The organism is Bifidobacterium simiiventris (assembly GCF_019331715.1).
GTDB classification, from domain to species: domain Bacteria; phylum Actinomycetota; class Actinomycetes; order Actinomycetales; family Bifidobacteriaceae; genus Bifidobacterium; species Bifidobacterium simiiventris.
In genome coordinates, this window is the sequence record NZ_JAHBBG010000005.1 from 13,482 (window position 1) to 27,842 (window position 14,361).

9 protein-coding genes are annotated in these 14,361 nt (G+C 64.0%); all 9 read right to left on the bottom strand.

Features of this window, described 5'->3' with window-relative positions:
* Positions 1-15: 15 nt before the first annotated feature.
* Positions 16-993 carry an ABC transporter permease gene (locus tag KIH76_RS06555; protein ID WP_219069928.1) on the bottom strand — a complete coding sequence of 326 codons (978 nt, stop codon included), beginning with the start codon at positions 991-993 and terminating at the stop codon, positions 16-18.
* A gap of 293 nt (positions 994-1,286) precedes the next feature.
* On the bottom strand, positions 1,287-2,912 hold the full coding sequence (locus KIH76_RS06560) for an ABC transporter substrate-binding protein (protein ID WP_219069931.1): 1,626 nt from the start codon (positions 2,910-2,912) through the stop codon (positions 1,287-1,289).
* Positions 2,913-3,074: 162 nt separating this feature from the next.
* Positions 3,075-3,716 carry an HAD family hydrolase gene (locus KIH76_RS06565; RefSeq protein WP_214373664.1) on the bottom strand — a complete coding sequence of 214 codons (642 nt, stop codon included), beginning with the start codon at positions 3,714-3,716 and terminating at the stop codon, positions 3,075-3,077.
* 108 nt (positions 3,717-3,824) lie between these two features.
* Entirely contained in the window at positions 3,825-4,727 is a 903-nt protein-coding gene (locus tag KIH76_RS06570) for an AraC family transcriptional regulator (protein WP_214373665.1), read from the bottom strand.
* Positions 4,728-4,835: 108 nt separating this feature from the next.
* Positions 4,836-7,148: a beta-galactosidase gene (locus KIH76_RS06575; protein ID WP_219069933.1), complete on the bottom strand. Its 2,313-nt coding sequence runs from the start codon at positions 7,146-7,148 to the stop codon at positions 4,836-4,838.
* A 177-nt stretch (positions 7,149-7,325) separates the two neighbouring features.
* Positions 7,326-8,153 (bottom strand): carbohydrate ABC transporter permease, encoded by an 828-nt coding sequence (locus KIH76_RS06580; protein WP_219070004.1) that lies wholly within the window; start codon positions 8,151-8,153, stop codon positions 7,326-7,328.
* Between the two features lie 50 nt (positions 8,154-8,203).
* A complete protein-coding gene (locus KIH76_RS06585; protein WP_236036882.1) occupies positions 8,204-9,190 on the bottom strand; it encodes a carbohydrate ABC transporter permease in 987 nt (328 codons plus the stop codon).
* An 11-nt stretch (positions 9,191-9,201) separates the two neighbouring features.
* Entirely contained in the window at positions 9,202-10,455 is a 1,254-nt protein-coding gene (locus KIH76_RS06590; RefSeq protein WP_214373667.1) for an ABC transporter substrate-binding protein, read from the bottom strand.
* A 405-nt stretch (positions 10,456-10,860) separates the two neighbouring features.
* The gene (locus KIH76_RS06595; RefSeq protein WP_236036883.1) at positions 10,861-14,208 is read right to left on the bottom strand and encodes a DUF5107 domain-containing protein; all 3,348 of its coding nucleotides are present in this window, start codon (positions 14,206-14,208) and stop codon (positions 10,861-10,863) included.
* Between the last annotated feature and the right edge of the window lie 153 nt (positions 14,209-14,361).

The following is a 14,361-nucleotide window of genomic DNA, read 5'->3' on the forward strand; positions in this document are numbered from 1 at the left end:
GAACAAAGATTGCGATCATGCGATCACCTCCGAAATGGTGCCGGCGGCGGCGAGCCGCGGGTCGAGCGCACGATGCAGAAGGTCGACCACGAGACCGACGGCCAGGAAGAACGCGGCGAGCATGAACAGTTCGCTTTGCACGGCGACCAGATCGCGGTTGCCGACGTCGGTGACGAGTCCGGAACCGATGCCGGGTAGCGCGAACAGGTTCTCGATGACCATGACGCCGGTGATCATCTCCGCGAACGTCAGGCCGATCACCGACACGAGTTGCGGCGTAGCAAGCCGCAGTCCGACGCGGATCACGGCCTGGCGACGCGTCATGCCGCACGCCATCGCCATGTCGACATGCCCGGAGGCCGCGATATCGCCCAATGCGGAACGCGTGTACCGCATCAGTCCGGCCCCGACGATGATGCCGACCGACAACGCCGGCAGCACGAGCGACCACAGGGCATCCCCCGGCGCACCCCAGCCGTTCATCGGAAACCCTTGCGAGGGGAACAGCCCGATCAGACCGGTGCCGCGCGAGAACAGCAGGATGAGCAGCAGTCCGCCCCACAGGGCCGGAATCGCGCCGCCGATCAGACCGACGACATGGAACACGGTCCGCGCCCACGACGAGCGGGCCAGCGTCGCCGCCACGCCGAGCGGAATGCCGATCAGCATCGCGATCAGCAGACCGAGCACGATCAGCGGAAACGTGATCGCGGCCCGTGCGCCGATCAGCGAGGTCACCGACCGTCCGGTCAGGATCGACGTGCCGAAATCACCGCGCAGCAACCCGCCCATCCAGTCGGCATACTGCACGGTCAGCGGCCGGTTCAATCCGAACTGTTCGCGCAGCGCCTCCACGCGCGACGCCGGCGAGTTGAGTCCGGCCATCACCGACGCGACGTCGCCCGGCAGAATCCGCAACGCCGCAAACACGACGACGGATATGCCGAACAGCGCCGCGACAAACAGCAGCAGTCGTCTGAGAAGAAATCGCATGCGCGGCTCCTTGGTTGTGATGTGGTCGGGTGTACGCTCCCTCAGTCACGACTTCGTCGTGCCAGCTCCCTCAGCCGAGGGAGCCGAGGCTCCGCCAGCTTTTAACGGATACGCAACGGAAACAGCTCAACGAGCGTGGGAGCGGGAATGTTCTGTTCACGACCGTAAGACTCGGCCGAGCGGCCCGGAGCGTGTCGAGAATAGAACATTCCCGATCCCGCGCGGTCACCATGCAATCAGGAACGGTTCAATCGATGCGCGGTCACTGCACCGAACTTCCGCGGTGTCAGCTCCTACTTCGTGTAGGTGACGTTGTAGAGGGGCAGGAAGGTCTGGTTGAGGTTGACCGGGAAGCCGGAAACGCCGTTGACCCAAACGGTGGTGACGCGGTAGTTGAACAGCCAGTCGGCCGGCGCATCCTCGGACACGAGCTTGGCGGCCTTGGCGAGCAATTCGTCGCGTTCGCTGTCGGAGGTCGCGGCGATGGCCTGCGCGTACAGGTCCTGCACGTCCTTGTTGTCGTAGTTGTAGTAGTACGTCGGGTCGGCCCACTGGTAGAAGTCGTGACTTTCGTTGTGGTCGACGAGCGAGATGTCGTAGTCCTTGTTCGTGTACACGTCCTGCAGCCACGTGGAGAACTCGACCACGTTGACCTTCAGGTCGATGCCGATCTTGGCGAGCTGCGAGCGCAGCTGGTCGCCGAGCTCGGTGCCGTAGATGTTCGCGTAGGTCAGGGTGAGCGTGAGCGGCTTGGATTCGGAATAGCCGGCTTCGGCCATGAGCGACTTGGCCTTGTCGAGGTCGTACGGATAGAGGCCGGTGAGATCCTCGTAGCCGGGGTCGAGCGACGGGATCGGGCCGCCGAGCGCCTTGTCGGCGCCGCCGCGCGAGGCGATGAGTTCCTCGTGGTTGATGGCGTAGCGGATGGCCTGGCGCACGCGCTTGTCGGACGTGTTCTTGCCCTTCGAGTTGAACGCCATCACGTACTTGTCGGTGTCGTCGCCGGCCTTGACCGTGTAGTGCTCGCTGTCGGAGGTGAACGGCGAGGCGAGGTTTTCGGTGATCGGCGCGAGCACCTGCACGGTGCCGGATTTGAGCGCATTCACGGCCGCGTTGTCGTCGGCGAGGTACTTGATGACGACGTTCTCGGTTTTGGCCTTGTGCGTGCCCCAGTATTTCGGGTTGGCCTTGAGCGTGATCGAATCGTTGGTGACGAATTTGGCGACGGTATACGGGCCGGAGCCGATCGCCTCGGTTTTCGCGTCGTACTTGGCGTCCTTGTCGAAGACGAGGCCGGGGCGGCCAGTGAGCGTCCACAGCAGGTTCGAGTTGGCGGTCTTGAGCGTGATCGTCACGGTGTTCGCGGCGTCGTCGGAGGCGACCGACTTGACCATGCTCAGGCTGTCGGCGTCGTGGTACTGGTTCTTGATGAGCTCGTTGATGGACCATGCGACGTCTTCGGCGGTGAGCTTGTCGCCGTTGGAGAACGTCATGTTCTCGTTGAGATGGAACGTGTAAGTCAGGCCGTCCTTGCTTTCGTCCCAGCTTTTCGCGATGGACGGCACGACCTGGTTGTTCTCGTCGCGGGCGACGAGTCCTTCGTACACGTTGCCGATGAGCACCTGGTCGAGTGCGGAGCCGGACGTGTTGCGGATGTCGAGATTGGTGGGGGCGAGTTTGAGGCCGATCGTGACGGTGTCGGCGGCGGAGGTCGCGCTGCCGGTGCCGACGACGTTCGGATTGGTTGACGACTTCGGTTTGGCGAGATTGACGCCGACGATGATCGCGACCGCGACGATCACGCCGATGATGGCTCCCAGCCACCAGCGGCCGTTCTGCTTGCGCGCCTTGGCGCGGCCTTCGAGACTGCTGTCCGTGGTTGCGCCGGTCTGCCCGTGCGCACCATTGTTGTCTGACATGGTTCTTCCTCTTGAATTATGCACTGTATATGACAAAACGGCTGGCCGCCCATACGGGTCGACCGCCGTTCGTCATTGTATCGCCGGGTCCGGCCGGATATGCGCCGCCGCTTAGGACGTGGCCGGCCCCGGCCTGTCGCCCCCCAATCCGGCCGGCCGGCGTCATCGATGCCAGTCCCGCAGCGAATCAAGCACGGGATAGTCGGCGTCGTCCGGCAACGGCACGCGTGCGCATGCGTTGACGCCGATGGCGTGCGCCCCGGCCGCGAGCGCCGAGGCGATGCCGCTGACCGAATCCTCGAACACGAGGCATTCCCGGGGCGGCACTCCGGCGAGCCGCGCGCCGCGCAGGTACGGCGCCGGGTCCGGTTTATGCGCGATGTCGTCGTCGCCGCTGACGATGCCGACGAACGAACCGTGCGGCGCGGCGTCGACGACATGTTCGGCCAATGATCGCGGCGAACCGGTGACCAGCACCGAGGGTATGCCGCATGATCGCAGATCGAGCAACATGTCCCAGGCTCCCGGCGTCCACGGCACATCACTGCCGTACATGGCCGTGACATCGGCCACCAATTCGCCGATGATCGTCGTCTCATCAAGCGATACTCCGGCATCCTGCAACACCGCCGCGCACACCGGCAGTGGCGCGGCCGTCATCTTCAGACTCAATTCCTCGTTCCACGGTACGCCGCACCGTTCGGCGCAATGCCGCTCGGCGGCCACCCACAGCGGGTCCGAATCGACGAGCGTGCCGTCCAGATCCCAGAGCACGGCCTTCGGAGTGAACGAATCATCAATCATGCGCATGGTTTCACTGTATCGGCCGCCGGCACGGCCGTATCGTACGCATCTGCCGAATCATGGGGAAAAATTGCCGTTCCGTTGGACGCACCGCCAACCATCCGCCGGTCATCGCACGTTCCTCGCCCGTCTGCGATATTCGAGCGGCGAGACGCCCATGCGCTTCCTGAACGCCGAGCAGAACACGGACGTGGTGGAGAACCCGCACGCCTCGCAGATCTCCTTGAGACTCGTCTGCGCGTTGGCCAGCATGTACGTCGCCGCGTCGAACCGGGCCTGCATCACGTAGGCGTGCGGCGTGTATCCGGTCTGCGCCTTGAACGCCCGGATGAACGTGTACTCGCCCATATACGCGATGGCCGCAAGCTCGCCCACCGACAACGTCTCGTCCAGATGCTGCGGGATATAGGCCATGACACGACGCACCCCGTCACGGTCGACGCCCTCGCCGTCACGATCGGCGGCGCCGAAGTCAGCGTCGTTCTCCGGCGCGAGGATCTCGCACAGCACGTCGGTGATGTATTTGCCGAGCACCGGCTCGCAGAGGCGTTCGCCGTTCTTGAAGATCTCATAGATGCGGGCCAGCTGGTTGAGCGCATACACGGGGTTGCGCAGCGCGAACGCGACGCCGCGGCGTTCGCGGATCGCCTCGTAATACGGCCGTGCCGCCTTGCCGTCGAAATGCATCCAGAGCACGTCGCTGGGCTCCAGCGCCTGATAGTAGTGGTATTCGTAGCAGTCAAGCAGTACGAAGTCGCCACCGGACGCGACGGTTTCATGGTCCTTGGTACGGATCAGCATCGATCCGTTGCGCAGCACCATGATCAGGAAACTGTCGAACCGCGTGCGTTCGGCGAGCAGCCCCTCCTCGTAGTGGAACAGGCCGGTTTGCAGCGGGTAGAGGAACGTGTTGCGGGCGACGAGGCTGGGCGTGTGCACGTAATAGTGGTAGTCGCCTCCCCACACCAGATGGGAGGCGACGTCCGAATGTTCGATCTCGTTGATGTCCATCGACTTCGGCCTCCTCACCATGCGCGTTCACGTCATGCGACACGTTCAGTGTATCGCGGATGACATGATCGCGACGGCGGGGAGACCGGGGTCGTGGGTCAGGATGGGTCAGGACTTGCGCAGCGTGATCTCGTAGACTGGCTGGGCGGCCACGGAGCCGAGTTCGGCGATCTGCTCGTCGGCATGCTCCATGCGGGCGGCCATCGGCGAGTCGACGTTCACGTTCACGCCCTTCTTGAGCGGCGTGATCACGAACACCAGCCGGTTGCCGGCGGCGGCGACCCGGGCCGCGTTCTCCTTCATGCCGATCTCCCAGACGTCGCCGTTGCAGAAGTTGTCGTTGATGAGCTCCGCGTTGGCGAACATCCAGCCGATGTCGCCGGTGTAGCGCACCTGCAGCAGCACGTCCTTGAGGTTCGTCCCGTCCATGAAGCCGTCCGGCAGGGTGATGGCGAACCGCTGCGCGCTGAGCCGTTCGACGGCGGGTTCGATGGTCTTGCGGGCCAGCGTGATCGTCGTCGTGCCGAGTCCGCCGGCCGCCGTCGCACCGCCCTGCGCAACATCCGACCGTGAACCGTCCGCAACCGCAAGATAGCCGGCCGGATAGGTCGACACCGTGATCTCGGTGTCGCGCGACTCGACCTTGAACATGTCGCCGTCGCGGAACAGCGCGCCCGGGGCGAACGCGAGCGCCTCGCCGTCGATCACGGTCATCTCGTCGGCCTTGGCACGGGAGATCACCACGATGTCGACCGTCGTGCCGTCCTTGGTCACGGTGAAGGTCTGGAAGTCGGCCGCATCGTCCACGTCGATCACGTCGCCGTCCGCGAACCGCAGCCATGCCTTGCCCATGCCGTCGGGACGCATGAACACGAACGTGCGATGACCGGCGCCGGGCAGCGTGATCGCGGTGACGGGCTGCACGGTGGCCGCTTCGAGCATGATGCCGTCGAGGTCCATGTTGAACGGCAGCACGCAGTTCTCTTCGGGGGCGAGGCCGATGCCTTCGAACGTGACGGTCCGGCCGCTCGCCAGCGTGATCGTCAGCGTCTCATCCCGCTTGGCTTCGGTCGTGTCGTGATCCTGGAAGTTGTTGAGGAACACGAATCCGCTCGTGCCGTCGGTGCGGATCGCGTACCGCAGATCGGTGCGGTTGTCCGGCGTGATGCCCTGCTGGTCGGCCGGGATCACCACGCTCATCGGCACGAACCGGTCGGCGAACGTGGAGCCGAAGTAGTGCAGCGTCTTCATGCGGCCGTACGATTCGCGCACCTGACCGAACTCGCCGAGGCCGGCCTGGTAGTCGTACGATTTCTTCGGCACCTGGCCTTCGTTGAGATAGACGCCGTCGCCGGTCGGATTGGTGCCGCCGTGGTACATGTAGTAGCCGAGGAAGTTGCAGCCGGAACCCATTTTGATGTTGGTCATCGCGTCGACGGACTTCATCGGCAGCACGAACCGGTAGTTGTACGAGTTGGTCATGCCGCCGCCCATCTCGCAGCAGGCGTACGGCTTGTCCTCCGGCTGATAGCTCGGGTCGAATTCGTCGTTGCGCGGGCAGTCGTTCGCATGGAAGTCGCGGTACAGGTATTCGTCGGTCTTCGGATGGTCGCCGCCGTGCGCGTAGAACAGCCACGGCCGGTAGGCGTAGCCGCCCCACAGCGGCAGCACGTCGTCGGGAACCGGGGCGCCGCCCCAGCCGGTGGCCGTGTAGAACGGCACCTTGATGCCGACCTCGTGGGCGATGCCGCGCAGCGCCTCCAGATAGGCGATGCCGTCGGAGCCGCCGGGCACCCATTCGTCGGAGATGCCGGTGGTCATCTCCCACGGTGCGGACGAGTGCATGTACTCGTTGTCGAGCTGCGCGCCGATGATCGGGCCGCCCTGGTCGAACAGCAGTCCGTCGACCTGCTCGAAGATCTTCGTGTACAGCTCGCGCACTTCGGCGAGCCAGCCGGCGTCGAGCGAACGGGCCTCGTAGTCCTTGCCGTACACCCAGTCGGGCACGCCGCCGTTGCGCACCTCGCCGTGGTCGAACGGGCCCATGCGCAGGATCATGTACATGCCGTGCTTGGCGCACAGTTCGGTGAAGCGGCGCAGGTCGCGCGAGCCGGTGAAGTCCCAGTGGCCTTCGCGCTCCTCGTGATGGTTCCAGAACACGTAGTTGGCGATGACGTTCACGCCGCCGGCCGCGCATTTGGCCAGTTCGTCGTCCCAGCGGGACTCGTCCATACGCGAGAAGTGGAATTCGCCGCTGACGCCGAAGAACGGCTTGCCGCCCACGGTCATGTAGTAGTTGGTGAAGTCGATCGCGGTGCCGTCGGGGGCGACGTTGCGCGTGCGGTCGACGATGTCGAACGGACGGATGTCGCGTTTGCGGAACGTGGTCAGGTCGACGACATGCTGGTTGGTGTGGGACATGGGATTGGTACCTTTCGAATGATTGACGTGGACGGCGGGGCGGACTGTTCGCTTAACGGCTCGCCTCCGGCCCTGCAATTACGGACCTCGCTACGCTCGGACTCAATGCTGCCTTCTCTCGCCCGGCTCGCTCAGGCTGATGCTACGGGAAGCCCACCGGGCTTCCCGCTTAACGCGTCAGCCCTTGACCGACCCGGCGACCAGGCCGGCGACGATCCACTTCTGGCAGAAGATGAAGAACAGGAACACGGGGATGAGCGCGATGGTGGTGATGGTCATGAACAGCGGCCAATTGGTGCTGAACTGGCCCATGGCGTTGAACACCTGCAGCACGAGCGTCTGCTTTTCGGTGGAGGAGATGTAGATGTTCGGCGTCATGAAGTCGTTCCAGGTCCACATGGTCTCGAACACCACCACAGTGACGAGGATCGGGCGGATGAGCGGCAGCACGATCTGCCAGAAGATGCGCAACGGTCCCGCGCCGTCCAATCGCGCCGCCTCGAACAGTTCGCCGGGCAGTCCGCGCATGTACTGCACGATCAGGAAGTAGCAGAACGTGGCGCCGCCCAGGTAGAGCACGATCAGGCCGAGCAGCGTGTCCACCAGGCCGAACTGCGCCTCCATCTTGTACTGCGGGATGAGCAGCGTCTGGCCGGGGATGACGAACGAGAGCATGAGGAACGCGCCGATGCCGGCGGTGAGCCTGCTGCGTTTGAGCACCATGCCGTAGGCGGCGAGCGCGCCGATGATGACCATGAAGAACACGCCCACGACGGTCACGATCAGCGTGTTGACGGTGGCCCGCACGACCGGCAGGTTCTCCAGAGCGTACGTGTAGTTCTCGAGAGTGGGGTGCACGGGCAGTCCGAACGGGTCGGCGGCCATGTCGCCCGAATTCTTGAAGGTGTTGACCACCACGACGTACAGCGGCACGGCGCAGATCAGAGCGAGGGCGATGACCACGACGGAGCGGACGGCGGAGCGGATGCGTTCGCGCTGGCTCATAGTCAGTCCGCGGGAGGTTCCGTTATGCGATGCGGATGATGTTGCGGCGCTCATGACAGCCTCTTTTCGATACCGTTGGTGACGACCTGCTGCAGGGCCACGAGGATCACGCAGCACAGGAAGAACATGACGCCGAGCGCCGAGCCGACGCCGTATCGGCCGGAGCCGATGCCGGTGACGATGATGGATTGGGTGACGGTGTAGGTCGCGTGGCCGGGGCCGCCCGTGGTGAGGGTGAACGGCAGGTCGTAGACCTTCAGGCCGCCGGTCAGCAGCATGAAGATGGAGACGCCCATCGCGGGCACCATCTGCGGCAGGGTGATGTGCGCGAACTGCTGGCCGCGGGATGCGCCGTCCACGGACGCCTGCTCGTACAGGTCGGCGGGGATGGCCTGCAGGTAGGCGAGGTACAGGGTGGCGTGCCAGCCGATCTGTGCCCACACGGCGATGAAGATCACGCAGCCTTTGGCGAGCGTAGGATCGGACAGCCACGGCACCGGCGCGATGCCGAGCTTGCCGAGCAGCGTGTTGACCGCGCCCGTGCCGAGCGGGGAGAAGATGTACTGCCAGACCAGGCCGAGGACGGCCATCGACGGCACGGAGAAGAAGAAGAACAGGGAGCGGGCGAAGTTGCGTCCGAAGAACTTGCGGTTGAGGGTCACGGCGAGCGGCAGGGCGATGGCTGTGATGAGCACGGTGGTGGCGATGGTGTACAGCATCGTGAATCCAAGGCCGGCGAGCAGCGTCTGATCGGCGAAGATCGTCCGGTAGTTGGCCAGTCCGACGAACGAGGCGTTGGCGAAATCGTATCCGTCGTAGTCGGTGAGGCTGAAGACGATGCTCTGCGCGAACGGGATGAGCACGATGATGATGTACACGGCCAGCAGCGGCAGGAGGAACTGCACGGAGGTCAGGTTCTCCATGAGGTTGCGGTGCCGGCGGTCCTTGGCATGCGCGGCTTCGAGGTCCGAGTCCAGGGCCCGGACCGGGGCCGCCGCGCGGTTGGATGCGGCGGCCAGTACGGTTGCGGTTGTCATGCGGATCACCTTCAGGAGAGCGTCTTGAGCTTGGCGTCGAGGTTGACGGCGGCCTGCGCCGGGCTGATGGAGCCGAGCGCCACCTGCTGCAGCTGGGCGAAGGTTTCGGCGCGCAGGGCGCTGCGTCCGGTGGACGGCCAGCCGAGCGTGTTGAGGTAGATGTTGCCGGTCTTCAGGTACAGGTCGTACGGTTCGGAGAACGTCTCGTCGATGTCCGGCGTGTAGTTCTTGGTGGCGGGGATCAGGCCGAGGCTGCTTTGCAGGATCTTGAGGCCGTCCTCGGAGGAGATGAAGTCGAGGAAGGCTTCGGCCGCCTCGAGCTTCTTGCCGTCGATCTTGGCGTTGATGGCGTAGCCCGAGTCGGCCGCGCCGGGCGCGAACGGGGTGTCGCCCTTGTGCAGCATCGGCATCCTGCCGAACGCGAAGTTGAGGCCGGCGTCCTTGAACGTCTTCACATCCCAGTATCCGGACGGCATGACGGCCAGTCGGCCGGCGGCGAATTCGGAGCGCACCTGGTCGTCGGCGAGTCCGGTGACTTCGGAGCCCATCACGCCGGCGTCGAACAGTTTGGCCCATTCCTTGTAGTACTTGGTGTAGCTTTTGGCGAACGTGGAGTCGCCGTCGCCGATCTGCTGGTCGATGCTCTTGGACTGCTTGGAGGAATCGTAGCCGATCCAGCCTTCCACGAGCGCGCCGAGGCCGGCCTTAGGTTCGAGGTACGGCTTGTCGACTCCGGCGTCCTTGAGCTTCTTGAGCATCTCGATGAACTCGTCCCACGTTTCGGGAATCGTGTCGTAGCCGGCCTTGGCCAACAGATCCTTGTTGTAGGCGTAGGCGTTGGACCATGCGGTCACGGACATGCTGTAGACCTTGCCGTCCACGGTGGCCTGGGCCTTGTTCGTGTCTCCGATGCGGTCCATGAACGGCTCGTCGGTCAGGTCCTTGGCGACGTGGTTCTTCACCAGATCGGCGAGCTGCTCGGGCGGGGCCACGTAGACGTCGGCGAGCTTGCCGCCGGAGATGCGCGTCTGCAGCGTCTGCTGGTAGCCGGCCTGCGCGCCGTTGGTGGTGCTGAACTTGATCTTGACGTCCGGATTGGCTTTCTCGAACGCGTCGATCAGCGGCTGGTACAGGTCCTGCGTGTTGTTGGCGAAGAACGACAGTTCCGTCTTGCCGGATGCCGTGCCCGATCCGCAGGCTGCGAGGGATGCGACCATTGCGATTGCGGCACCGGCGCCGATCGCGGTTGTCCATGTGTGCTTCATGATGGCTCCTTTCATCAGAGCATGTGCGCACGGATACCTTGTGCGACCATGCCGAAGGTGTTGGTACAAGCACTGCGACCGTCGAACTGCTTCGTTCGGTTCGTCGCTGTGTTTTGTTGATACCATCCTATGACTGGTTTGGCTTGATATATCACCATAAATTGCCGAGAGATAGAGATTTATTGCTCTCACTGTGATGTTGATCGATAACGTTCGCCGCACCGGCGGAGACCAGGACGGTCGCAATATCCGCCATCGGCGCGCACAACGGCATGCGGCACCCGCACAACGCAAGTGGCGGTTTTCTCTCGCTGTCTTACGACAGTGAGAGAAAACCGCCACGATATCGCGTCCCGCGCAATCAACATAGGTTCGGCGCAGGATCAGCGTGAGCCCACAGCAAGATCAGAGCACGTGCCGGCTGCCGATCTCGTCGGCGAACAGGTTCGCCTGGATGTGGCTCGGATCGAGCGCGAGCGCGTCGCCGAGGAACCGTGCGGCCGCCTCGCGATCGCCGGTGCCGATGTTGGCCAGGCCCATCAGGTACAGGCAGTGGATGCGGTTCATCTTCGTGTAGTCGTTCTCGAAGATGAGGAAGTCGGGCAGCGAGACGGCGAAGTAGTCGATCTTGACCTGGTCGTCGAGGTGCTGCTCGCCGTAGTCGAGCAGCCGGTAGAACCGCGCGTTGGCCGGACCTTCCTCGCCGAGCGCCGCATGGGCGAGCCCTTGGAACAGGATCATCTCGGCCGGCTGGTCGTTGTAGTACATCGCTCCCTTCACCTCGTCGGGGCCGATCGTCGCCTGTCGGAATTCGGCGAGCGCGGCCGTCTCGTCACCAAGGTGACGTTCCGTCACGCCGAGCCAGTAGTGGATGTCGTTGTCCTTCTGCCCTTCGAGCTTGCCTTCGCCGAGATTCTGCGGGTAGGCGAGCGTTTTCACGAGCAGCTCCTTGGCCTTCGCCCAGTCGCCGGCCGCCATCGCGTCCTTGGCGAGCAGGGTAAGCGAGATGCGGTACTGCGCGGTGATCTTGCCTTCGCCGCCTTCCCACGGGTGGAAGCGGCGCCGGCCCATCAGCTCGTACGCCTTCGCGTAGTTGCCGGTGAGGTTGAGCACGGTCAGGTATTCGATGTACAGGTCGTCGCGTTCGGCCACCACGTCGAGATGCTTCTCGAATTCGGCAAGCCGCTGCGCATAGGTCCAGCCGATCTTGCGATGCAGCTGATCGGTTTCGAGGAACACGCGGGCGTCCGACTCGTCAAGCGCGTAGGCCTGTTCGATCTCACGCTGCGCGGCCGTCGCGTCGCCGCGCTTGTTGTAGTAGGCGAGCGCAAGGTTGCGGTGCACGGTCGGGAAGCCCGGATCGAGGTCGCGGCTGGATTCCCACAGGGCGATCGCACGGTCGGCGAGCGTCTTGTCATAGTACAGGCAGCCGAGATAGTACGGTGCCTTGGCGCCGTTCACGGACTTGATCGCGGCTTCCAGCGGCGCGATGTCCTCCAGCTTGTTCGGGAAGCAGTAGTCGCTCGGCGCGGCCTCGGCGGCCTCGAACGCGGCGCGGGATTCCTCGTCGCGGCCGAGCTGCGCGAGATAGTAGCCCTCGTAGTACTTGACCATCGGCTTCGACTGGTCGGCCTCGCCGAGCAGCGCGAGCGCCTCGCCGTAGGCGCCGAACAGCGCGTAGTCGCGGGCGGCCTGCAGGTAGTTCTCGTGGAAGCCACGCATGAGTCCCGCAAGCTCGGCCGGGTCCGCGCCGGCGATCACGCGTTCGTTGCCGGACACGAAGTCGAATTCGTCGATTCCGAGGTTCTCGGCGAGCGCGGCCGCGGCGTCGACATCACGTCCCAGCTTGCGCAGCACGTAGGCGCGCAGGCCGCGGGCCTTGATGTTCATCGTGTTGCGGGTGAGCGCGTTGTCCACATACTCCAGCGCGTCCGCGAAGTCGCCACGGCGGGCGGCGATGGCGGCCATGTAGAAGAACGCGCGTTCCTTCTGCGCGTCGTCCCAGGTGGCCTTGAAGAACGCGTCGAACGCCTTGTCGAAGTCGCCCTGGTAGAACAGGTCGAGGCCGAGGTTGTAGTGCGGCTCGCTGTCGTACGGCTGCGTGTTGTGCTTGGTCAGCCGCTTGATCGCGGCACGGAAGTACCGTTCAGCGCCCGCGAAGTCGCCGCGGCGCAGCAGCAGTCGGCCGTACGCGTTGTTGATGCGCGCGTCGCCCGGGTCGCGCTTCAGGCCCTCGAGATAGTACGGGTCGGGCAGGTAGGTGGCGTGACGGTACTGTTCGAGGTGCGTGCCGGCGAGGAACAGCTCCTCGTTCGTGGCGATCCTGGCCGGTTCGTCGGCGGCCTTGGCCGGTTCGGGCAGCTTGTCGATCTTCTTCGGTTGCGGCGTGTAGTCGATGAGCACCTTGCCGTTCGCGTCGGTCACGGTGGCGGTGATGTCGGTGGGCTTCGCGTCGCCGGTTTCGAATTCGGCGCGCACGATGTCGTTCGGACTGATCGTGCCGATGTACTCGTACAGCGTCGCGCCGGTGCGGTCGTCGGTGACGGTGACGCGCGCGTGCTCGTACACGCCGGTCGCGTATACGGTGACGCGCCCCTGACCGGCGGCCAGTCCCTGCGCTTCGATGCCTTCGGTCTCGCCGGCCGCGCCGAACGTGTCTTGCGGTCCGATCTCAAGGTTCACGGCCGCGTTGATCGACGCGTTCTTGACCTGTCCCACGCCCTTGTACGGCATGAAATACTGGGTGAACGTCTTGCCTTCGTACGGCTTGAGCCACGTGAAGTCGGGCTGGTTGTCGGTAAACACGCCGGTCATGAGCTCGACGTACGGGCCGTTCTCGTCGGTGAGGTTCCTGTCCCATGCGCGGCCGAAATCGCCGTTGCCCCACGTCCACTGCTTCTTGCCGGGGCTGACGTGGTGGTCGGCCACGTGCAGGATGCCCGCGCCGACGCCGAAGTCGTAGCCGCCGACGAAGTTGTAGTCGGAGTGCGCGGCCATGTAGCTGGTCGGGACCGGCACGTTCTTGTAGCGGCCGATGTCGACGCCTTCGGAGTAGTCGTGCTTGTAGTAGGTGCCGGTGGCGATCGGATAGCGGGATACGTCGCGCTTGCCGTGGTCCATGACGGCGGTGACGTCCGGCGGCATCACGGTCTTGGTGTGCTCGTTGACCGGGACGGCCGGGTTGGCCCACCACAGGAAGGTCTGCGGCAGTGCGGTGCCGTTGTACAGCTGAGCGGTGATCTCGATGTATGCCTTCCCGGGGTGCAGCGCGATCTTGGTGATCACCTGCGTGCCGTACATCTGGTCGGTGTCGTGGCACAGCACCGCCTTGCCGCCGTCGGGCAGTTCCTCGACCTTGTAGTCGACCGGCAGGTAGGTGGTCGGGCGGTGGTGCTGCGGCCAGTTGAATTCGATGCCGCCGGAGATCCACGGTCCGGTCAGGCCCACAAGCGCCGGCTTGATGACGTCGTTGCGGTAGACGAAGTCGTAGCCGTTGGTCTTGTCCTTCGCGTACTGGATGCGGCCGCCGAGTTCGGGCAGCACGGTCACTTCGAGGTATTCGTTCTCGATGATGACGGCCTTGTAGTCCTTGTCGCGTTTTTCGTCGCTGATCGTCTCGATGACCGGGTACGGGTAGACGCGGCCCGAACTGCCCTGGTAGACGCGCTTTTCGATGAATTCAGGATTCTTGTCCGCCGCGCCGATCTCGTAGGTGGGGATCGTGATGACGGTGTCCTTGACGCTCACTGCCATAGTGTGCTCCTTCATTGGAACTTCGTTGGGAACTGTGCGGCCTTGCGACCGTCACATTCGTAATTTATTGATTACTTGCTTACAGACTACGGCTGATTTTTCAGTATATTTAGAGTTTTCTTGCTTGCAGATATGAAAAAATTGCGGTTACCG

Coding starts and splice junctions, on each gene's coding strand:
- KIH76_RS06555 (WP_219069928.1), bottom strand. CDS start 993: ATGCGATTTCTTCTCAGACGACTGCTGCTGTTTGTCGCGGCGCTGTTC.
- KIH76_RS06560 (WP_219069931.1), bottom strand. CDS start 2,912: ATGTCAGACAACAATGGTGCGCACGGGCAGACCGGCGCAACCACGGAC.
- KIH76_RS06565 (WP_214373664.1), bottom strand. CDS start 3,716: ATGATTGATGATTCGTTCACTCCGAAGGCCGTGCTCTGGGATCTGGAC.
- KIH76_RS06570 (WP_214373665.1), bottom strand. CDS start 4,727: ATGGACATCAACGAGATCGAACATTCGGACGTCGCCTCCCATCTGGTG.
- KIH76_RS06575 (WP_219069933.1), bottom strand. CDS start 7,148: ATGTCCCACACCAACCAGCATGTCGTCGACCTGACCACGTTCCGCAAA.
- KIH76_RS06580 (WP_219070004.1), bottom strand. CDS start 8,153: ATGAGCCAGCGCGAACGCATCCGCTCCGCCGTCCGCTCCGTCGTGGTC.
- KIH76_RS06585 (WP_236036882.1), bottom strand. CDS start 9,190: ATGACAACCGCAACCGTACTGGCCGCCGCATCCAACCGCGCGGCGGCC.
- KIH76_RS06590 (WP_214373667.1), bottom strand. CDS start 10,455: ATGAAGCACACATGGACAACCGCGATCGGCGCCGGTGCCGCAATCGCA.
- KIH76_RS06595 (WP_236036883.1), bottom strand. CDS start 14,208: ATGGCAGTGAGCGTCAAGGACACCGTCATCACGATCCCCACCTACGAG.